This is a genomic window from Pseudomonas sp. 300, from assembly GCF_055803035.1.
This window is the reverse complement of the sequence record NZ_JAVLRV010000002.1, coordinates 520685-541464: the sequence shown is the minus strand read 5'-3', so window position 1 is coordinate 541464 and position 20780 is coordinate 520685. Positions and strand designations below refer to the sequence as shown.

20 protein-coding genes and 1 pseudogene are annotated in these 20780 nt (G+C 58.3%); 12 read left to right on the top strand and 9 right to left on the bottom strand.

Going from position 1 to position 20780, the window contains the following annotated elements:
* Positions 1 to 53 precede the first annotated feature (53 nt).
* The 3 genes and pseudogenes from Q7W83_RS08680 to Q7W83_RS08670 form a co-directional block, all read right to left on the bottom strand.
* Complete coding sequence (locus Q7W83_RS08680; RefSeq protein WP_150631052.1) at positions 54 to 1025, bottom strand: L,D-transpeptidase family protein; 972 nt, start codon at positions 1023 to 1025, stop codon at positions 54 to 56.
* Positions 1026 to 1193: 168 nt separating this feature from the next.
* Positions 1194 to 1487 carry a hypothetical protein gene (locus Q7W83_RS08675; protein WP_003226812.1) on the bottom strand — a complete coding sequence of 98 codons (294 nt, stop codon included), beginning with the start codon at positions 1485 to 1487 and terminating at the stop codon, positions 1194 to 1196.
* A 56-nt stretch (positions 1488 to 1543) separates the two neighbouring features.
* Positions 1544 to 1702: pseudogene (locus Q7W83_RS08670) on the bottom strand (arylesterase); the annotation flags it as partial.
* A gap of 143 nt (positions 1703 to 1845) precedes the next feature.
* Between Q7W83_RS08670 and hxsA2 the strand changes: the two are divergent.
* The 4 genes from hxsA2 to hxsC are packed head-to-tail and all read left to right on the top strand — an operon-like array spanning position 1846 to position 5044.
* Entirely contained in the window at positions 1846 to 2133 is a 288-nt protein-coding gene (hxsA2, locus tag Q7W83_RS08665) for a His-Xaa-Ser repeat protein HxsA2 (protein WP_412070991.1), read from the top strand.
* Between the two features lies 1 nt (position 2134).
* Positions 2135 to 2437, top strand: coding sequence for a His-Xaa-Ser system protein HxsD (gene hxsD / locus Q7W83_RS08660; RefSeq protein ID WP_150631050.1), 303 nt, complete (start codon positions 2135 to 2137; stop codon positions 2435 to 2437).
* Positions 2430 to 3887 (top strand): His-Xaa-Ser system radical SAM maturase HxsB, encoded by a 1458-nt coding sequence (gene hxsB / locus Q7W83_RS08655; protein WP_150631049.1) that lies wholly within the window; start codon positions 2430 to 2432, stop codon positions 3885 to 3887. The genes hxsD and hxsB overlap by 8 nt, the downstream gene beginning before the upstream one ends.
* Positions 3881 to 5044: a His-Xaa-Ser system radical SAM maturase HxsC gene (gene hxsC, locus Q7W83_RS08650; RefSeq protein WP_473655897.1), complete on the top strand. Its 1164-nt coding sequence runs from the start codon at positions 3881 to 3883 to the stop codon at positions 5042 to 5044. Before hxsB ends, hxsC begins: the two co-directional genes overlap by 7 nt.
* Before the next feature lie 18 nt (positions 5045 to 5062).
* Here the strand turns inward: hxsC and Q7W83_RS08645 are convergent, their stop codons facing one another.
* A complete protein-coding gene (locus Q7W83_RS08645) occupies positions 5063 to 5668 on the bottom strand; it encodes an arylesterase (RefSeq protein ID WP_150638767.1) in 606 nt (201 codons plus the stop codon).
* A 10-nt stretch (positions 5669 to 5678) separates the two neighbouring features.
* Here Q7W83_RS08645 and Q7W83_RS08640 point away from each other — a divergent pair, with 10 nt between their 5' ends.
* Genes Q7W83_RS08640 through greB form a run of 3 tightly spaced genes read left to right on the top strand, consistent with a single transcriptional unit; the run spans position 5679 to position 9398 of the window.
* Positions 5679 to 6362, top strand: coding sequence for an ABC transporter ATP-binding protein (locus Q7W83_RS08640; RefSeq protein ID WP_473655896.1), 684 nt, complete (start codon positions 5679 to 5681; stop codon positions 6360 to 6362).
* Positions 6362 to 8866 (top strand): ABC transporter permease, encoded by a 2505-nt coding sequence (locus Q7W83_RS08635; protein ID WP_150631046.1) that lies wholly within the window; start codon positions 6362 to 6364, stop codon positions 8864 to 8866. The genes Q7W83_RS08640 and Q7W83_RS08635 overlap by 1 nt, the downstream gene beginning before the upstream one ends.
* 34 nt (positions 8867 to 8900) lie before the next feature.
* Complete coding sequence (gene greB / locus Q7W83_RS08630) at positions 8901 to 9398, top strand: transcription elongation factor GreB (RefSeq protein ID WP_008031876.1); 498 nt, start codon at positions 8901 to 8903, stop codon at positions 9396 to 9398.
* A gap of 3 nt (positions 9399 to 9401) precedes the next feature.
* Here the strand turns inward: greB and Q7W83_RS08625 are convergent, their stop codons facing one another.
* The 3 genes from Q7W83_RS08625 to Q7W83_RS08615 form a co-directional block, all read right to left on the bottom strand.
* Positions 9402 to 9710, bottom strand: a complete 309-nt coding sequence (locus tag Q7W83_RS08625; protein WP_150631045.1) for a class I SAM-dependent methyltransferase — start codon at positions 9708 to 9710, stop codon at positions 9402 to 9404.
* A 248-nt stretch (positions 9711 to 9958) separates the two neighbouring features.
* Positions 9959 to 10393, bottom strand: coding sequence for a DoxX family protein (locus tag Q7W83_RS08620; RefSeq protein ID WP_150631044.1), 435 nt, complete (start codon positions 10391 to 10393; stop codon positions 9959 to 9961).
* Between the two features lie 105 nt (positions 10394 to 10498).
* Entirely contained in the window at positions 10499 to 11920 is a 1422-nt protein-coding gene (locus tag Q7W83_RS08615; protein ID WP_473655895.1) for an MltF family protein, read from the bottom strand.
* A 235-nt stretch (positions 11921 to 12155) separates the two neighbouring features.
* Here Q7W83_RS08615 and Q7W83_RS08610 point away from each other — a divergent pair, with 235 nt between their 5' ends.
* A complete protein-coding gene (locus Q7W83_RS08610; RefSeq protein ID WP_150631042.1) occupies positions 12156 to 12965 on the top strand; it encodes a TatD family hydrolase in 810 nt (269 codons plus the stop codon).
* Positions 12966 to 13005: 40 nt separating this feature from the next.
* Here Q7W83_RS08610 and Q7W83_RS08605 read toward each other — a convergent pair whose 3' ends face one another.
* A complete protein-coding gene (locus Q7W83_RS08605; RefSeq protein WP_017339821.1) occupies positions 13006 to 14235 on the bottom strand; it encodes an acyl-CoA dehydrogenase in 1230 nt (409 codons plus the stop codon).
* A gap of 152 nt (positions 14236 to 14387) precedes the next feature.
* Between Q7W83_RS08605 and Q7W83_RS08600 the strand changes: the two genes are divergently transcribed.
* The 3 genes from Q7W83_RS08600 to Q7W83_RS08590 all read left to right on the top strand — a co-directional run bounded on the left by Q7W83_RS08600 (position 14388) and on the right by Q7W83_RS08590 (position 16944).
* Positions 14388 to 15317, top strand: a complete 930-nt coding sequence (locus tag Q7W83_RS08600) for a LysR family transcriptional regulator (protein ID WP_008031887.1) — start codon at positions 14388 to 14390, stop codon at positions 15315 to 15317.
* Between the two features lie 201 nt (positions 15318 to 15518).
* Positions 15519 to 15917, top strand: coding sequence for a MerR family transcriptional regulator (locus Q7W83_RS08595; protein ID WP_150631041.1), 399 nt, complete (start codon positions 15519 to 15521; stop codon positions 15915 to 15917).
* Between the two features lie 127 nt (positions 15918 to 16044).
* Positions 16045 to 16944 (top strand): hydroxymethylglutaryl-CoA lyase, encoded by a 900-nt coding sequence (locus Q7W83_RS08590; protein WP_150631040.1) that lies wholly within the window; start codon positions 16045 to 16047, stop codon positions 16942 to 16944.
* 679 nt (positions 16945 to 17623) lie between these two features.
* Here the strand turns inward: Q7W83_RS08590 and Q7W83_RS08585 are convergent.
* Positions 17624 to 19321 (bottom strand): AMP-binding protein, encoded by a 1698-nt coding sequence (locus Q7W83_RS08585; RefSeq protein ID WP_150653080.1) that lies wholly within the window; start codon positions 19319 to 19321, stop codon positions 17624 to 17626.
* A gap of 293 nt (positions 19322 to 19614) precedes the next feature.
* Between Q7W83_RS08585 and Q7W83_RS08580 the strand changes: the two genes are divergently transcribed.
* Positions 19615 to 20778, top strand: coding sequence for an isovaleryl-CoA dehydrogenase (locus tag Q7W83_RS08580; protein ID WP_017339825.1), 1164 nt, complete (start codon positions 19615 to 19617; stop codon positions 20776 to 20778).
* Positions 20779 to 20780 lie beyond the last annotated feature (2 nt).

The window sequence follows — 20780 nt, the reverse complement described above, 5'->3', positions numbered from 1 at the left end:
AGGCAATAAAAAACCCGCCGACGCTCTGCGCGTCGACGGGTTTTGTTCAAGCATTACTGCATCGGATCGATCGGTGCACTCGTCACCATCGGCGCAGAAGTGTTCGGCACGGCGATTTCCACCGGCAGGCCATCTTCAGCGGCGACCACATCGCGCACCACGTCCCAGTTCATGCGCAGGTTGTTGGTGATGTCTTCACGCTTGAGCATCGCGTTGATCACCGCCGTGTGCTTGTCGACGACCGACGGGTTGCCCTTGTCGTCCAGCGGCGTGTGCGCTTCCAGATAAACCTTGCCGCCACTGACGCCGAACTTGTACGGGTCGTTGAGAATGCGCACCGACGTGCCGACCGGCACCATGCCTGCCATTTCCAGTACGTTATTGTTGAACATGCGGAAGCAGCCGTGGCTGGTGCGCATGCCGATACCGAACTTCTTGTTCGAACCGTGGATCAGGTAGCCCGGCGTGCCCAGGGTGAACTTGAACGGGCCCAGCGGGTTGTCCGGGCCGGCCGGCACGACGTTCGGCAGCGGATCGCCGTCAGCCGCGTGCTCGGCCTTGATCGACGCAGGAGGCGTCCAGGTCGGGTTTGGCGTCTTCGCAACGATGCTGGTGTGGGCAATCGGCGAACCCCAGCCTTCACGACCGATACCCAGCGGGAAGGTGTAGACCACGTTCCGGCCTTTCGGGAAGTAGTAGAGGCGGTATTCAGCCAGGTTGATGACGATGCCTTCACGCGGGCCCGGCGGCAGGATGAAGCGCGTCGGCAGTACGACCTCGGTACCGGCACCCGGCAACCATGGATCGACGCCCGGGTTGGCCGCGACCATTTCCAAGTAGCCCAGATCGTAGGTGGTGCCAAGGTCAGCGAAGGTGTCTTCGTACTTGGCCTTGATCACTTGCACCTGGCCGATGATGTCTTCACCGGGCGGTGGCAGGGGTAGCTCCAATGCTGCTACGGGGCCTGCCGCACAAAGGGCGGCAAGAGTCAGGCAGCGGGTGACGGCAGGAAAGCGCGGCAACATCCGGAAAATCCTTCGCATAATCGACTGGGGTTTAAGAACGCAATTGTACACTGGCGCTCCGGCATTCGGGGAGACACACCGATAGAGCGCGAATTGGCTACGATGGATGCGGTTTTTCAGGCGTACATATCCGTTTCTTAGGCAACGGCCGCTGCCGGCTTCACACCATCAAAGCTCGAACCGCAACTCAGGCCAGATCGGCGAAGTACCACGCTTTTGCGACTCGAGGATGGCCCGGCACAACGAACACAGACGCTGATCCTGGAACACCCGGCGATCAACGCTCGACCAGCGCGGTTGCGCGGGGAGCAGGCTGCCGCACAAAGTACGATCGGCCGAGCCGCCCAGCTCCAGCTGACGGGTCACCAGGTGTACCCGCACTTCCTGGCAGGCGAACAGATCCAGCTGTTCGTCAGGCTCGATCAGTTGGTAGGCAAAAAGTGACCAGGCGGGACGCGGCATCGGGGGCTCCAAATCGGGGGCGCCACCTTAGCCGAAACACCGCCGCTAGAAAAGCGTCAAAGCAGCGGTTTCAGCGTCGGCCAGACATTTTCCAGCAACTTGTCCTGAGCCCCCGCAGCAGGGTGCAACCCATCGGCCTGCATCAGGTCTGGATGCCCGCCCACGCCGTCGAGGAAAAACGGCACCAGCGGGATTTTTTTCTCGGTGGCGACGTTGCCGTGCACTACGGAATTAGCGGGCTATGGTACGTCTGTCGGATTTAAGAGATGGATGGCTCTTCACCGCTAATTCCACATTGACATCATGGCATCCTGCCAGCCAGACTCGCTTATATCCCCACTAACGATAAGGAAATCCGATGATGAAAAAGCGTTCCTTTTTGGTACCAATCGCTACTCTGGCAGCAGCCGTAGGCACTGAGCAGGCTTCGGCCTTAACCACCCACGAAATTGTCGAACCCGACACTGACACTACAATCTCATTCCAATCTACTACTCAAAGCGAAAATATTTCGGCTCGCGGTGGTAATGACCTGTTTGCATTTGTCCTGAAACGTGGAGATCAAGGTCAGTTCATGGCTTACCACAGCTCTCACAGCTCTCACGCTTCGCACAGCTCACACAGCTCCCATCACTCGGGCTCCTGAAATGGAACTTGAGTCTACGCTCGCCTTTGATGAGCGGCTTTATGATGTGGAAGCTCTACAAAAAGCCGCTTATCGCTCGATGAATTCGCTGACAGCCGATATCAAATGCGCTGATGGGAAATTTGTTTGCACCTTGTCCTCGAACATTGGCATCGACGAACCTTCGTTTCTGACAGCCATTCAAGAATTCAAGAAGGATGTGCTCGACTACCAGCTACGCCACAGGTTGAACGCTGAAACCCTGCCGATCAGGAACCTGATCCTTGGATTGGCGTTCTCAAAAACCGGACTGATCAGTGAGTAAATTCCAAAAACTGGAATTTTATGTACAGCAACGCACCTATGAGTTGCTGCCATTCAAATTTGATCGTCTGAATGACGACGAGTACGTCATCACCAACATGGCAGGCGAGTTCCACGTCGTACCGGTACCGATGCTCGAACCGCTGATATCCAAGACACTCCCGATCTCATCGGAACTGATACCTACTCTGCGGTCGAAACAGTTCATCCGATTCACCAATGAGCAGGCACCGCTGCAGCTTCTGGCCCTCAAGATTCGTACACGCCTGTCTAGACTCTCCCAGTTCACCAACCTGCATATCTTTGTCGTAACCCTCCGCTGCGACCACAGCTGCCCGTACTGCCAGGTATCAAGGCAATCAGAAAGCAAAGGCGAATTCGACATGACGAAGCAGATGGCTGAAAAGTCGTTGGATTTCGTTTTCAGGTCTCCGAATCCAGCCATCAAAATAGAGTTTCAGGGGGGAGAGCCTCTACTGAATTTCGAGATGGTGGAGTACATCGTTCTTGAGGCAAAAAAACGCAACCTAAAGGAAGGTCGTGACCTTCAATTCGTCATTGCTACCACACTATCGCTACTGACCGATCGAGTGCTGGTTTTCTGCAAGCAGCACAACATCGTCCTTTCATCTTCTCTTGACGGTCCAATGGATCTCCACAATGCGAACCGCCCTCGCCCCGGAAGAGACAGTCATCAACGCTTCGAAGAAGGCCTGAAAAAGGCACGTGCCGCCCTTGGTTACGATCAAGTGTCAGCTCTGATGACAACGACAGACAAGAGCCTGCCCCGAGCGAGAGATATCATTGATGAGTACTTGCGCCTGGGCTTTGATGGAATCTTTCTCCGTACGCTCTCCCCATACGGCTTTGCAATCAAGACCAAGAAATTCATGTCGTATGACGCTGAGCGCTGGCTGGAATTTTACAAGGAAGGTCTTGAGTACATCATTGAGCTGAACAAGTCCGGCGTACGATTTGTCGAGCAGTACTCCTCGCTTGTACTGACAAAAATGCTGACCTCGAATGATCCTGGATTTGTTGACTTGATGAACCCTGCTGGCGCGGGAATTGCCGCCATCGTGTTCAATTACGACGGGGCCGTCTATGCCTCGGATGAAAGCCGGATGCTTGCCGAGATGGGCGACCATACGTTCAGATTGGGCAACGTTCTTGAGCATTCCTATGAAGACATCATTCTTTCCGACCAGCTTCTGGATGCTCTGGAAAACTCCTTCACCTTAAGCGCGCCCATGTGCTCTGACTGTGCGTTTGAACCTTATTGTGGTGCCGAGCCTGTCTACCATCATGCTATGCACAACGACCTGGTAGCGAGAAAAACAGAATCCTCGTTCTGCAAGCGCAACATGTCTATTTTCAAGCACCTCATTGAGCTGATGGGACGCGACGAACATACGAAGCGGATTTTTATGGGGTGGGCTAATCGATGCTGAAGCTCAGCGGAAAGGTAATCCGCATTCAGGCGGTAAATGTTTACAACGATCGCACCTTGATCAAGGTTTCGACCAACCGGAGCCTGCCTGAAGTCTTGCGCCGGGAACTGGCCTATCTGATTTCTGATCATCAGATCCCCTGTGAATTCGCACATTACCTGCTGACCGAGCAACATCAGAAACTGGCCGAAGAACTGCCTGCTGGTTCTGACTATTCGATCCTGCCGAATGACTACAGCTACATCGGTGATAATGACGTTGTTCGGCTTTCCGCTGATCGTCAGAGCATCCGAGTACTGTTTCGGGCTTCATCACCGAACAACAGCATCCTGTTAACCGAGCAGTGCAATAACTACTGCCTGATGTGTTCTCAGCCACCTAAAACAGCTGATGATTCATGGATACTCGATGAAGTTGAGAGCTTGATTCCGTTGATCCCAAAGGAAACCCGAGAGCTGGGGTTTACCGGTGGTGAGCCAACGACGAATAAAGAGCGTTTTCTAAAGATTATCCGTCTGACCAAAAGCTACCTGCCAAGAACCGCGATCCATATCCTCTCGAACGGACGAAGCTTCAAAGACCTAACGTTTGCAAAAAAATATGCAGCCATCGAAATGTCCGACGCGATGATCGGAATCCCGGTCTACTCAGACGACCCGACACTGCATGACTACATCGTTCAGGCACAAGGCGCATTCGATGAAACCATTCAGGGCATTCTTAATCTGAAGCGCTTGGGCCAGAGGGTTGAGATCAGAGTGGTCATACACAAGCTTTCGGTGCAGCGGCTTCCGGAATTGTGTGAGTACATCGCTCGCAATCTTCTTTTTGTTGATCAAGTGGCACTGATGGGCCTTGAAATGATGGGCTTTACGCGAGCCAATCTTGATGAGCTCTGGATTGACCCCATCGATTACAAAGACACGCTCAGTAAGTCGGTTGCCATCCTTGCCAAGTACGGCATGAACATCTCGGTCTACAACCATCAGCTGTGCTTGGTGAACCCGGATATTCTTCCCTACTACCGAAAGTCGATCAGTGATTGGAAGAACGAGTTCGCCCCCGAATGCCAGAGCTGCAAAAAACAGCGCGAGTGCGGGGGCTTTTTCGCGTCAGGAATCAAGTTTGGGTATAGCAAACAGCTTTCTCCGTTCTGATCCCTCCGAGAAAATATCTCAAAGCAGCGGTTTCAGCGTCGGCCAGACATTTTCCAGCAACTTGTCCTGAGCCCCCGCAGCAGGGTGCAACCCATCGGCCTGCATCAGGTCTGGATGCCCGCCCACGCCGTCGAGGAAAAACGGCACCAGCGGGATTTTTTTCTCGGTGGCGACGTTGCTGAAAACCTCAGCGAAGGCCTTGGTGTAGCGCGCACCGTAGTTGGGCGGCAGTTGCATGCCGAGTAGAAGCACTTTGGCACCACTGGCCTTGGAGCTGTCGATCATCGCTGCAAGGTTTTGTTGCAATTGTGTTGGCAGCATTCCGCGCAGCCCGTCATTGCCGCCCAACTCGAGGATCACCAACTCCGGTTTATGCTCTGCAAGCAGCGCAGGCAGGCGCGCGTGGCCACCGGCACTGGTGTCGCCGCTGATGGACGCGTTGACCACCTTATCGTCGAAACCTTCGCGCTTGAGCCGTTGCTCAAGCAAAGACACCCACCCCAGGCGGGTATCCAGTCCGAAACCGGCGCTGATACTATCGCCAACGATCAGGACTGTACCCGCCGCTGCGTTCTGGGCCATGCACATCAAGGCCAGGCCAGCACTCAAAAACCACACTCGCATCGGATTCTCCATGGGCGCAAGCATTCTCACCGCGAAGAACCTCAGCAAAGTGGTTCCCAGCGCGGAAGGTGAACTGACTATCCTGCACGAACTCAGCCTGGAACTGAACAAGGGCGACAGCCTGGCCATCGTCGGCGCGTCCGGCTCCGGGAAATCCACCCTCCTCGGCCTGCTCGCCGGCCTCGACTTGCCGAGCAGCGGCGAAGTCACCCTCGCAGGCCAGGCCCTGAGCAATCTCGATGAAGACCAACGCGCCCGCATCCGCGCTGAACACGTCGGTTTTGTCTTTCAGTCATTTCAGTTGCTCGACAGTCTCAACGCCCTGGAAAACGTCATGTTGCCGCTGGAACTCGATGGGCGCAAAGACGCCCGTGAGCGCGCCCCCGAATTGCTGCAAAGAGTCGGACTAGGCCAACGCCTGACTCACTCGCCGCGCCAGCTCTCCGGTGGCGAGCAGCAACGCGTGGCGATTGCCCGTGCGTTTGCCGCTGAACCCGACGTGCTGTTCGCCGACGAACCCACCGGCAACCTCGACAGCCACACCGGCGAGCGCATCAGCGACTTGTTGTTCGAATTGAACAAGGAGCGCGGCACGACGCTGGTGCTGGTGACCCACGATGAACGCCTGGCACATCGTTGCCGGCGCCTGATCCGCCTTGAAGCCGGCCTGCTGGTCGCCCCTCTGGAGCCTTGATGGCACGCCTGCCGCTGTTGCGCCTGTTCAGTCTCGCCCTCCGCCAACTGCTGCGCGACGCCCGCGCCGGTGAGTTGCGGGTGTTGTTCTTCGCTTTGCTGGTGGCGGTGGCCGCGAGTACTGCCATCGGTTACTTCGGCGCCCGCCTGAATGGCGCCATGATGCTGCGCGCCACCGAGTTTCTCGGCGCCGACCTGCTGCTCGAAGGCAGTTCACCGGCGCGACCCGAACAGATCAGAAGTGGCACGGATCTGGGCCTCGAACACGCGCAGGTGGTGGAGTTCTCCAGCGTAATCGCCACCGACAACGGCATTCAGCTGTCCAGTATCAAAGCCGCCGATGACGTCTATCCACTGCGCGGCGAGCTGAAAAGCGCCCCCGCGCCCTTCGCTGCGGAAGAATCCGGAGGCGGACCGAAACCCGGCGAAGCCTGGGTTGAAGCGCGGCTGCTGACCGCGCTGGATCTGAAGATCGGCGACAGCATCGACGTCGGCATGCGGACCCTGAAACTGGCGCGAGTACTGACCTATGAACCGGACCGCGCCGGCAATTTCTACAGCCTGACGCCGCGGGTGCTGATCAACCTCAGCGACCTTGCGGCGACCGGCGTGGTGCAGCCCGGTAGTCGGGTCAGCTACCGCGAACTCTGGCGTGGCAAGGCCGAAGCGCTGGAAACCTACCGTCAACTGATCAAACCCGGCCTTGCCGCCAACCAGCGTATTCAGGATGCGCGCGACGGCAACCGGCAGATCGGCGGTGCGCTGGGCAAAGCCGAGCGCTATTTGAACATGGCCAGTCTGGTGGCGGTGCTGTTATCCGGCGTCGCAGTGGCGCTGTCGGCGACGCGCTTCGCCACCCGCCGCTTCGACGCCAGTGCGCTGTTGCGTTGCCTGGGGTTGTCCCGTCGGGAAACCATGGTGCTGTTCAGTTTGCAGCTGACGGTGCTCGGACTGTTGGCCAGCATCAGCGGTGCGTTGATTGGCTGGCTGGCGCAGCTTGGCCTGTTCGCGCTGCTGCATGATTTGTTGCCGACCGATGTTCCACCGGGCGGTCTGTTTCCAGCCATCGCCGGGATCGGTACCGGACTGGTGGCGCTGGCCGGTTTTGCCTTGCCGCCACTGGCTGCGTTGGGTCGGGTCCCGCCACTGCGCGTGTTGCGTCGCGACATGCTGCCGATACCTTCCAGCACGTGGATGGTCTACGGCGCGGCATTGGGCGCACTCGGCTTGATCATGTGGCGCCTGAGCCTGGATTTGGTGCTGACCTTCGCCCTGCTCGGTGGCGGCGTGATCGCGGCGCTGGTGTTGGGTGGTTTGCTGTTACTGCTGCTCAAAAGCCTGCGCCGGATGCTCGCGCGCGCTTCGTTGCCGTGGCGCCTCGGCCTGGGTCAATTGCTGCGCCATCCACTGGCTGCCGCCGGACAATCCCTGGCCTTCGGTTTGATTCTGCTGTCCATGGCGTTGATCGCTTTGCTGCGCGGCGAATTACTGGACACCTGGCAAAACCAGTTGCCGAAAAACGCGCCGAATTATTTCGCGCTGAACATCCTGCCGGCAGACAAACAGGCCTTCACCGATCGCCTGATCGAACTGTCGGCGCAATCGGCGCCGCTGTACCCGGTGGTGCCGGGACGGTTGATCAGCATCAATGGCGAAGCGGTGCAGGACATCGTCAGCAAGGACTCGGCCGGTGATCGGGCGATTCAGCGCGACCTGAGCCTGACCTGGGCCGCAGACCTGCCGACCGGCAACAAACTCACCGCCGGCAACTGGTGGGGCGATCAGGCACCGGACGACGTTCCCGGCGTGTCGGTGGAAGGCAAAGTCGCCGAGAGCCTGAAGCTCAAGCTCGGCGATCACATGGTCTTCACCGTCGGCGGAGTCAATCGCGAAGCGAAGGTCACCAGCCTGCGAGAGATCAACTGGGATAACTTCCAGCCAAACTTCTTCATGATTTTCCAGCCCGGCACATTGAAGGATCTGCCGGCGACCTACCTGACCAGCTTCTATCTGGCGGCGGGTCATGATCAGCAGATCGTCGACCTGTCCCGCGCCTTCCCGGCGGTGACCATTCTGCAAGTCGAAGCCTTGCTGGCGCAGCTACGCAGCATCCTCGCCCAGGTCACCCTGGCGGTGGAGTACGTGCTGTTGTTTGTGTTGGCGGCGGGGATGGCGGTGTTGTTCTCCGGCCTGCAAGCAACGCTCGATGAACGTATTCGCCAAGGCGCATTGTTGCGGGCACTGGGGGCCGAGCGACAATTGCTGGTCAAGGCCCGACGGATTGAGTTCGGCCTGCTTGGCGCGGTCAGCGGATTGCTCGCGGCACTGGGCTCGGAGCTGGTGAGCCTGGTGCTGTACCGATACGCCTTCGACCTGCCGTGGCACCCGCATCCATGGCTGTTGGTGTTGCCCCTGATTGGCGCTCTGCTGATCGGCGGTGCCGGCGTGTTCGGCACCCGGCGTGCGTTGAACGCCAGCCCCCTGACAGTCTTGCGCGAGGGTTGATAGACTCGAACTTTCTCAACCACAAGAAGTTGCCATGAGCCGTTATCGCCCTCCCCGCACCGCTGGCACCGCGCTGATCACTCCAGAAGGTGAAGCGCGGATGCGGGCCGAGTTCCATGAGCTCTGGCATGTGCGCCGACCGCAGGTAACCCAATCGGTCAGCGAGGCCGCGGCGCAGGGTGATCGTTCCGAGAACGCCGAATACACCTACGGCAAAAAGATGCTGCGTGAAATCGACAGTCGCGTGCGCTTTCTCACCAAACGGCTGGAAGCGCTCAAGGTGGTCAGCGAAAAGCCCAGCGATCCGAACAAGGTCTACTTCGGTGCCTGGGTCACCATTGAAGACGAGGACGGCAAAGAATCGCGCTATCGCATCGTCGGGCCAGATGAGCTGGACTTGAAACTGGGCCTGATCAGCATCGATTCACCGTTGGCACGCGCCCTGATCGGCAAGGCGCTGGACGCCGAAGTTCGGGTGCAGACGCCTACCGGCGAACAGTGCGTGTATATCGTGGCGATTGATTACCCATAAGCCTTAACGGCGGGTGATCAGCCCTTGTCGGGCGACGCGGGTCAGTTGCTTGATCATCTCGGGCGCGTCTTCCAGGGCGGGCGACTGAATCACCGCCAGATCGAAACTGTCGCTGGCAAAGCGCGCCAGCGATTCACCGTCTTCGACAAACTGGATCAGGAACGCTGCGGGCCCACCGGTGCGACGTGGCCAACCATCGAGGTAACGCAGGAGCGTCGGCTGATGTTTGCCGCCAAGCAGGATTTTTGGATTGCGCTGGGTCAGATGTGCCGTGATCGGCGCGGGGCGTACAACGGGGCTTAGTGCATTCATCGTGTCGTGTCTCTGCCTCAAAAGTCTGCATGGCAGGTGAGAGGCAACACCGAACCAGCGCTTTAGCGGTATTTCGAAGCCTGTTTCAAGCTTCTATCGGTAACTGGATGAGTCACCTGGCGCCCCGCAAGTAGCTGTTTAAATCGGCGCATGAGCAGCATCCTAGAGAAGCCGACACGGCAGTGTCAAGAATCCCGAGCAACAAAAAAGGCCCGCGCGATGCGGGCCTTTTCGTTGAGCCAGAGCGGTCAGCCAGCGATGGCGCGGTCGACCGACAGCTTGCCGGCGCCTTCGATCAGCACTGCGATGCTGCCACCCAGCAGGGCCAGGGCGAATTCATAACCGTTGTTGGCCATGAACAGACCGTGACTGATATGCACGCTGAAGATGGCGACCAGCGACAGGAACGTCAGACCGAGTGCCGCCGGGCGGACCAGCAAACCGATGATCAAGGCCAGACCAGCGAAGAACTCGGTACCACCGGCCAATGTAGCCATCAGGTAACCCGGTGCCAGACCGATGCTTTCCATGTACTGCGCGGTGCCCGCCAGACCGTATCCACCGAAGGCGCCGAAAAGTTTCTGTGAGCCGTGGGCAGCAAAGATGATGCCGACGAAGATCCGCAGGACAGTCAGGCCGTAGCCAGCGCGGGTAAACAGTACCTTGTTGATCAGTGAGCTCATGCTGTGTCATCCATTGTGTGTTTGTGTGTTGGTTGGCCGCTATATTAATCACTAAATCAAATGATAAAAGCGCAATTATTCCGCCATAACAATCAGTTTATTCGATCATTTCCGTGAGGCAATTTTCTGCCCCTGGGGCTCCAACGACTCCCGCTCCCGATCGAACGCCAAGTAATACTTGTTCACGCTATTAACATAGCTGACGGGCCCCATTCCCACCTGTTCCATGGCAATGCGCTCGACCTGGAAGAACCATTGATTAGGGTTCAAGCCACGCCGACGCGCCTCGGCGCGCATGCCCTGAACCCGCTCCGGCCCAATGTTGTAGGCCGCCAACACAAACGCCATGCGCTCACGCTCGTTGAGTTTGGGGCTGGCAAAAAACTTGCGGCGGATCATCGCCAGATATTTGGCTCCGGCCTGAACATTGGCATCGAGGTCCTGAATGTTGTTGACCCCGACCCGTTGCGCTGCGGACGGAGTGATCTGCATCAGGCCTGTGGGACCACCGCCGCTTCGCGCGCGGGGTTGCAGCGCGGACTCCTTGAACGCCAATGCCGCCAGATTCAGCCAGTCCATGCCTTGGGCATCGGCGTGTTTCTGCAACACCGGCCGAAGTTTTTCCAGTCGCTGGCGATCAGCCTTGGCCAATGGATAGTGCACTTGATACAGGCGACGGTAGATCCGCAGGAACGCGGCATCCTGATCCGAAGGCTTTTTATACCCGATCAGGAAGCGATCGATGCTCGCCCGCAGCATCGACGCGTCGCGGCGCACGAACCAGAACTCTTCCCCCGGCTCGCTGATCAGCACCTGCCGATCGAAGCGCAACTTAGGCAGGATCTTGCCCCAGCGCTCGGCAATCGGCTGCTCGACGATGGTCAGGTGAAAGATCCCGCCCTGAACCATTTCCAGCACATCTTCGACCGCCAGACTCGGATCGACCCAGTCGACCTTCACCGGTGCCAGTTTGTGCAGGGCAAGCTTTTGATTGATCTGACTGATCGCGTCCCCGGCGGCACTGCCGGTGGGTAACGCCAGGGTTTTACCGGAAAGCTGTTCGAGGCGCGTGTAGCGTTTCTCGCCCTTGATTCCGACCAGGACCAGAGGAATATTGCTGGCAATCGGCTCGCTGGTGCTGACGGCATAGCCCGGTTGCAGATCAAGCAACTCGCCCGGCGCAACCAGATCACCCTCCCCGCGCTGCAACGCGCCGAGCAGTTGATCCTTGGCTTTTGGAATGATCTTGAGCGTCACTTCCTGACCGTCACGGGCGTGACCGTTGAGGTATTGCTCGAAGGCGCGCAGGCGATGATATTCGACGCCGATGGCCTGGCCCTGGACTTCGCCGGAGCTGTTGCGGCTCTGGTTGACCAACACCTTCAGGACACGGCTGCTGCGGATTTCCTGCAGATCGCGCACCTTGGCCGCCGGTACGGCTTGCAGCGGGCCGGCCAGCCGCGCAACCGCCGGCATCGGCAGCAGCAACGAACCACACAGCAGTAACAAAATCGAGGGACGTGTCATCCACTCTCCGGAAAGAATACTGGGCCGATTTCAACAAAACGGCTGAAATCGAACGACAGAAACAGAGCGCTTGAGCGCTGGCAAAGTGCGAAAGACTGGCACAGTGATGGCACGACGACCACCCCCAGCTTGTCTCGCGGCATCAAAAGACAGCTTTAACTCGTTGTAGTTCTTGGCTTTTCTTATAAATCTACAGCTCTGATATGCTTTCCGGCCTTTGGTCCGAGGTAGCACCATGCAACTCATCGATATCGGCGTCAACCTGACCAACCCCAGTTTTGCCGACAAACACCAGGCTGTACTTGACCGCGCCTATGCCGCCGGCGTCTGCCAATTGGTGCTCACCGGCACCAGTGTCGAAGGCAGCGAACAGGCGCTGGAGCTGTGCCAGCAACTGGATGAGACGGCGCAACGGCTGTTCGCCACCGCTGGCATCCACCCTCACGCAGCCAGCGACTGGAACGCCGACAGCGCCCAGCGTCTGCGCAGCTTGCTCAGAGAGCCGAACGTCGTGGCGGTGGGTGAATGCGGGCTGGATTTCAATCGTGATTTCTCGCCGCGTCCGCAACAGGAAAAAGTTCTCGAACAACACCTGGAGATGGCGATCGAGCTGCAACTGCCGGTTTTCCTCCACGAGCGCGACGCCAGTCAGCGTCTTCTGGAAATTCTTCGGGATTATCGAGATCAATTGCCCGCCGCCGTGGTGCATTGCTTCACCGGCGAAAAGAAGGCGCTGTTCAGTTACCTCGACCTGGACTTGCACATCGGGATCACCGGCTGGATTTGTGATGAGCGACGGGGCACGCATTTGCATCCGTTGGTGAAAGAAATCAAACGCGGGCGGTTGATGCTGGAGAGTGATGCGCCGTATCTGCTGCCGCGCAGTTTGCGGCCCAAGCCGAAAAATGGTCGCAACGAACCGGCGTATCTGACTGAAGTGTTGCGGGAAGTGGCGTTGCATCGGGGGGAAAGCGAGGAAGACCTGGCGGCTCACAGCACCGAGTGTGCAAGAGCCTTTTTCGGGCTGCCCTCCATAGAAGGATGATGCTATCGCGGGCCTGCCACAGGCCCGCGATAAAGCGGCCTTAATGACTGCTGCGCATCATTTCTTTAGGCACATACTTGCCGATCTCGAACTTGCCGATGGCCGCGCGGTGCACTTCGTCCGGGCCGTCGGCCAGACGTAGCGTGCGCTGCATCGCATACATGTAGGCCAGCGGGAAATCGTTGGAAACCCCTGCCCCGCCATGGATCTGGATCGCCCGGTCGATGACCCGCAGGGCCACGTTCGGTGCCACCACCTTGATCTGCGCGATTTCGCTCTTCGCCACTTTATTGCCGACGGTGTCCATCATGTACGCCGCTTTCAAGGTCAGCAGGCGCGCCATGTCGATTTCCATCCGCGAGTCGGCGATCTTGTCGATGTTGCCGCCCAGACGTGCCAACGGTTTGCCGAACGCGGTGCGGTTTACCGCACGTTTGCACATCAGCTCCAGTGCACGCTCGGCCATGCCGATCGAACGCATGCAGTGGTGAATCCGGCCCGGGCCAAGGCGACCCTGAGCGATTTCAAAGCCGCGTCCTTCGCCCAACAGAACGTTTTCGTACGGCACCCGGACGTTTTCGAACAACACTTCAGCGTGACCGTGTGGTGCGTCGTCATAACCGAACACCGGCAGCGGACGGACGATCTTCACGCCTGGGGCATCCACCGGCACCAGAATCATCGAGTGCTGGGCGTGGCGCGGCGCATCGGGATTGCTCAGGCCCATGAAAATCAGGATTTTGCAGCGTGGATCACAAGCACCCGAGGTCCACCACTTTTTGCCGTTGATCACCCACTCATCACCGTCACGCACGGCGCGGGCGGCCATGTTGGTCGCGTCGGAGGAAGCCACGTCCGGCTCAGTCATGGCGAACGCCGAGCGGATCTCGCCGCGCAGCAGCGGTTCGAGCCAGCGTTGTTTCTGTTCTTCGTTGGCGTAGCGCACCAGCACTTCCATGTTGCCGGTGTCGGGCGCCGAGCAGTTGAACGGCTCAGGCCCCAGCAGCGAGCGCCCCATGATCTCTGCCAATGGCGCGTATTCGAGGTTGGTCAGGCCAGCGCCGAGTTCGGACTCAGGCAGAAACAAATTCCACAAGCCTTCAGCCTTGGCCTTGAGTTTCAGTTCTTCCATGATCGCAGTCGGCTGCCAGCGGTCACCCTCGGCAACCTGGCGCTCGAACACGGCTTCGGCGGGATAAACGTAGGTGTCCATGAACGCGGTCACGCGCTCACGCAGTTCTTGCACCTTGGGCGAATAAGCGAAATCCATGAGCAGCTACCTTCTGGGGGGAGGTTGTTTAGGTCATGCAATCGATGCTAGAACAGCTACGAAAATTTACCTAGCCTATTCTCGGCGTGTATTAACATTCATCACCGATATATGATCGGCTGATTGAGAACCAACAATAAGAGTGCAGCGCAATGAATCTGAGCAAGGTCGACCTCAACCTTTTCATCGTCTTCGACGCGATCTACACCGAAGCCAACCTGACCCGCGCCGGACAAATTGTCGGCATTACTCAACCGGCTGTTTCGAACGCTCTGGCCCGCCTGCGCGAGACGTTCAACGATCCGCTCTTCGTTCGTACAGCCCAGGGCATGGTGCCGACGCCGATGGCGCAAAACATCATCGGCCCGGTGCGCAACGCCCTCTCGCTGCTGCGGGTGTCGGTGCAGGAAAGCCGCATCTTCAACCCGTTGCAGGCGGTCAAGACGTATCGCATCAGCATGACCGACCTCACCGAAGCGGTGATCCTGCCGCCCTTGTTCCAGCGCCTGCGCCGCCTGGCACCGACAGTGATCATCGAAAGCTTTCTGTCCAAGCGCCGCGAGACCACCAAGGAATTGGCGGCCGGGCGACTCGATTTTGCGGTGGACGCGCCGCTCAATACCGACCCGCAAGTGCGTCACGTCAAGTTGATGGAAGACCGTTACGTGTGCGCCATGCGCAAGGGCCATCCGCTGGCGACCAAGGAAAAGTTCACCCTCGATGACTACCTGTCGCTTACGCACATCCATATTTCCAGCCGCCGCAGCGGTCTGGGCCATGTCGACCTGGCCCTGGGCAAGATGGGCATCCAGCGCAAGATTGCCCTGCGCTCCCAGCATTACCTGATGGCGTCGCAGGTGTTGCAGCAGACCGACATGGTCATGACCGTGCCTGAGCGCTTCGCCCGTCGTCATGATTTGTATTCGGTGAACCTGCCGGTCAACGATGTACCGCCGGTGGAAACCCACCTTTACTGGCACGAAAGCACCGACCAGGACCCGGCCAACCGCTGGATGCGCGAGCAGATGATCGAGTTGTGCCAGCAGGTGACGGCGCATGAGAAGAAGCTCGATAAGGTGTAGGACGTTGGACCGAGGTGGTCCCTTCACCGGCAAGCCGGTCTCGCTCCCACATTCAAACGAGTTCCTTCAGAAAGAATGCGATTAAATGTGGGAGCGAGCCTGCTCGCGATGAGGCCCGCCAGAACACCTCAGAACCAAGCCCCTTGACGTAAACGTCAACCTGCCATTAGCTTAGCGCCATGATCTTTTTCGAGCGCTTCCATGAGCAGCCAGACCTATAGCATTTCCGACCTCGCCCGCGAGCTCGACATCACCACGCGGGCCATTCGCTTCTATGAGGAGCAAGGCCTGCTCAGCCCCGAGCGACGCGGCCAGGAACGCATTTATTCGCCCCGTGACAAGGTCAGCCTGAAACTGATCCTGCGGGGCAAGCGCATTGGTTTCTCACTTGCCGAATGTCGCGAGCTGATCGAACTCTACGACCCCACCGGCGGCAATCAGAAACAGCTGCAAACCATGCTGAACAAAATCGCCGAGCGCCGCGAACAGCTGGAGCAGCAGATGCTCGACATCGAGCAGATGAAACTGGAACTGGACACCGCACAAGAGCGCTGCACCCAGGCGCTGGAACAGACGATGAAAAGCCAGCCGGTCCTGTAGGAGCAGGCTTGCTCGCGATGGCGTGAGGTCAGTCGACATTTGTGTTGAAGGTGCTACCGCAATCGCGAGCAAGCTCGCTCCCACAGGGTTATCACCACATTCAGACAATCAGCACAGGTCGATTCCCATGTCCCTTCCTTCCCACGTACGCCTGGTCGAAGTCGGCCCCCGCGACGGTCTGCAAAACGAAGCCCAACCCATCAGCGTTGCCGACAAGGTGCAACTGGTCGATGCACTCACGGCCGCGGGTCTCGGCTATATAGAAGTCGGCAGTTTCGTTTCGCCCAAATGGGTGCCGCAAATGGCCGGATCCGCCGAGGTCTTCGCGCAAATCCAGCGCAAACCGGGCGTGACCTATGGCGCGCTCGCCCCCAACCTGCGCGGGTTTGAAGATGCGATCGCTGCCGGGGTAACGGAAGTCGCGGTGTTCGCGGCAGCGTCCGAAGCGTTTTCCCAGCGCAACATCAATTGCTCGATCAGCGAAAGCCTGGCGCGTTTTGTCCCAATCATGGAAGCCGCCAAACAGCACGGCGTCAGCGTGCGCGGTTACGTGTCCTGTGTGCTGGGCTGCCCTTATGAAGGTCACGTCAAACCCGAGCAAGTTGCCCGGGTCGCCCGCGAGCTCTATGCCATGGGCTGCTACGAAGTCTCGCTGGGTGACACCATCGGCACCGGCACCGCGGGCGCCACGCGCAAGATGTTCGAAGTGGTCGCGGCCGACGTGCCGCGGGAAAAACTGGCCGGGCACTTCCACGACACCTACGGCCAGGCTATGGCCAACATCTACGCCAGCCTGCTCGAAGGGATTTCGGTGTTTGACAGTTCCATCGCCGGCCTCGGCGGCTGCCCCTACGCCAAAGGCGCCAGCGGTAACGTCGCCACCGAAGACGTGGTTTACCTGCTCAATGGCCTCGGAATCGAAACGGGTATCGACCTGGACGCCTTGATTTTGGCTGGTCAGCAGATTTGCACGGTGCTGGGGCGCCCAACCGGTTCGCGCGTGGCCAAGGCTCGCAGCGCGCAGTGAGCGCACTGATGTGTCCAGGTGTTACCGCCCCGTCCGAAACGTGGGGGACAAACGAGTAACACGGAAACAAATTGTAGGGGTTTAGCTGAGCGAAAAATCTTACATAAAACTCAAGTCATTGATTTTAAAGGTTTTTTAAAAGTTGGCACGGCTTCTGCTATCTCTATGGCATAACAAGAATAAAAAGCAGCAAACCAATAAAAATAAGACGTAACGACTCTGACATAACAAGAACAACACGGCAGAGACGCAGCTAACAGATTTTTTTGGAGAAGGTGTGCTTTTCAGGGTGCTTTTCGGAGTAACCCGCAACCGGGCAGAGAACAATAAAACTACCTTCAGGTAGCTCCCGAACTGGTTGGATCGCTTAGCGAAAAAGTAGATCAGCGCTCAAAAAAATACGTTTGCTCTTGATCCCGGATGGGGATCGACAAAAACAGCGGTAAAGGGTCACGGTTACTAAAAACAAAAACAGACCGCCCCTCAATAATAAAAAAAGAGCACGCGCAACGACAAAATTAAAGGGGAGCTTCGGCTCCCCTTTGTGCTTTCTGCGATTCAGGTTTTCACCACCGCCCCTGTGGGAGCCAGCCTGCTGGCGATTGCGGTGGTCCAGACAAATGAATGTTGACAGACACTCCGCTATCGCCAGCAGGCTGGCTCCCACAAGGGAAAATTGTCAGACCTGTTTTCCGCTCAACTCCTCGATGCTGATCTCGCGCATCCGGAATTTCTGGATCTTGCCGGTGACCGTCATCGGAAACTCCTCGACGAACTTGAAGTAACGCGGCGTCTTGAAGTGCGCGATGCGCTCCTTGCACCAGGTTTGCAGCTCTTGTTCGGTGGCACTGTGCCCGGGGTGGAATTTGATCCAGGCAACGATCTCTTCGCCATAACGCGAACAAGGGATGCCGATCACTTGCACGTCCGCCACCGCCGGGTGGGTAAAGAAGAACTCTTCCAGCTCCCGCGGGTAAATATTCTCACCACCACGGATGATCATGTCCTTGTTGCGTCCGGCAATGCACACGTAGCCTTCATCGTTCATGCTCGCCAAATCACCGGTGTGCATCCAACCGGCCTGATCGATAGCTTCGGCAGTGCCTTGCGGGTTGTTCCAGTAGCCGAGCATCACGCTGTAGCCGCGAGTGCAGAGCTCGCCGATGGTGCCACGCGGCACCAGATTGCCCGCTTCGTCGATGATTTTGCTTTCAAGTTGCGGCTGGGTGCGGCCGACCGTGGTGACGCGCAATTCCAGCTCGTCTGAAGGACCGGTCTGCAACGACACCGGACTTGTTTCCGTCATGCCGTAGGCAATCTGCACTTCGTTCATGTGCATTTCGCTGATCACCCGGCGCATCACTTCGATCGGACAGGTCGCGCCGGCCATGATCCCGGTACGCAGGCTCGACAGATCGAATTCCGCACGTTGTGGTTGATCGAGCATGGCAATGAACATGGTCGGCACACCATAGAGCGCGGTGGCCTTTTCTTCGGCGACGGTGGTCAGGGTCAACAACGGATCGAAAGCGTCATTGGGGTAAATCATGGTGCTGCCGTGGGTGATGCAGCCGAGGTTGCCCATGACCATGCCGAAACAGTGATACAGCGGCACCGGGATCACCAGCCGATCATCGGCGGTCAGGCCGAGACTTTCGCCCACCATGTAACCGTTGTTGAGAATGTTGTAGTGGCTGAGGGTCGCGCCCTTCGGAAAACCGGTGGTGCCAGAGGTGTACTGGATGTTCACGGCCTGGTCGAAGTGCAGGCTGTCCTGACGCTCGCGCAACTGCTCGACAGACACGCTGCCAGCCAGATCAGTCAACTGCGACCACGGCAGGAAACCCGAGGGCGGCTGCGCATCCAGACTGATCACGCCGCGCAAGTCAGACAGACGTTCGCTCTGCAACTGACCGATGGATTGCTCCGCCAATTCAGGCACCAGCCCTTGTAACATGCCGTGATAGTTAGAGGTCTTGAAAGAGCCCGCGCAGACCAGCCATTGGCAGCCCGACTGCTTCAACACGTACTCGAGTTCAGAGCTGCGATACGCCGGGTTGATGTTGACCAGGATCACGCCGATCTTCGCGCTGGCGAACTGGCTGATGCACCACTGCGCGCAATTCGGCGCCCAGATGCCGAGCCGGTCACCGGCCTGCAACCCCAACGCGAGCAGCGCCCGGGCATGCAGGTCCACGGCGTCGGAGAGTTGCTGCCAGGTGTAGCGCAACTGTTGATGGCGCACGACCAGCGCCTCGCCCGTCGGATAACGCGCGACGGTGTTATCAAATGCCTGACCGATGGTCATCGCCAACAAGGCTTTGTCCTGAGAACCACGGGTATAGCTGCGCTGCGGGCTTGCACTGGGTTGATCCATGACGACCCCTATTGTCTTTATTAATGGGTTGCCGACGCTAACTTGTGGGAGCGAGCCTGCTTGCGAAGAGGTCGGTAGATTCAACAATGATGTCGACTGATCTGACGCTTTCGCGAGCAGGCTCGCTGCCACAGGGTGACCGTCGCGAGTCTGTAAGAACGGCTCTACTCTCGCTCAAGTTGACGTTAACGTAAAGGGTGATTGACAGCCATTCGTCACAGGCTTACGTTAACGTAAAGGTGAGAGTCAAATCACAACCCTCCCCGCCCTATAAAAAAGCCAAAAGGTGCCCCATGAGCTACCCATCCCTGAACTTTGCCCTCGGTGAAACCATCGACATGCTGCGCGATCAGGTTCAGTCCTTCGTCGCCAAAGAGATCGCCCCGCGCGCCGCTCAGATCGACATCGACAACCTGTTCCCCGCCGACCTGTGGCGCAAGTTCGGCGACATGGGCCTGCTCGGCGTGACCGTGCCGGAAGAATACGGTGGTGCCGGCCTGGGTTACCTGGCGCACGTGGTGATCATGGAAGAAATCAGCCGTGGCTCGGCGTCGGTCGCCTTGTCTTACGGCGCGCACTCCAACCTCTGCGTGAACCAGATCAACCGCAACGGCAATCACGAACAGAAAAGCAAATACCTGCCAAAGCTGATCAGCGGCGAGCACATCGGCGCCCTGGCCATGAGCGAACCGAACGCCGGTTCCGACGTGGTGTCCATGAAACTGCGTGCCGATAAACGCGGCGATCACTACGTGCTCAACGGCAGCAAAACCTGGATCACCAACGGCCCCGACGCCAACACCTACGTGATCTACGCCAAGACCGACCTGGAAAAAGGCCCGCACGGCATCACCGCATTTATCGTCGAACGCGACTGGAAAGGCTTCAGCCGCAGCAACAAGTTCGACAAGCTCGGCATGCGCGGCTCGAACACCTGCGAGCTGTTCTTCGATGACGTCGAAGTGCCGGAAGAAAACATCCTCGGCGTACTCAACGGTGGCGTGAAAGTGCTGATGAGCGGCCTCGACTACGAGCGCGTTGTCCTGTCCGGCGGCCCGACCGGGATCATGCAAGCCTGCATGGACCTGATCGTTCCGTACATTCACGATCGCAAGCAGTTCGGCCAGAGCATCGGCGAGTTCCAACTGATCCAGGGCAAAGTCGCCGACATGTACACCCAACTCAACGCCAGCCGCGCCTACCTTTATGCCGTTGCTCAGGCCTGCGAGCGCGGCGAAACCACGCGCAAGGACGCCGCCGGCGTGATCCTCTACAGCGCCGAGCGCGCCACGCAAATGGCCCTCGACGCGATCCAGATTCTCGGCGGCAACGGGTACATCAATGAATTCCCGGCCGGTCGTCTGCTGCGTGACGCCAAGTTGTACGAAATCGGCGCCGGCACCAGTGAGATCCGTCGCATGCTGATCGGTCGCGAACTGTTCAACGAAACCCGCTAAAC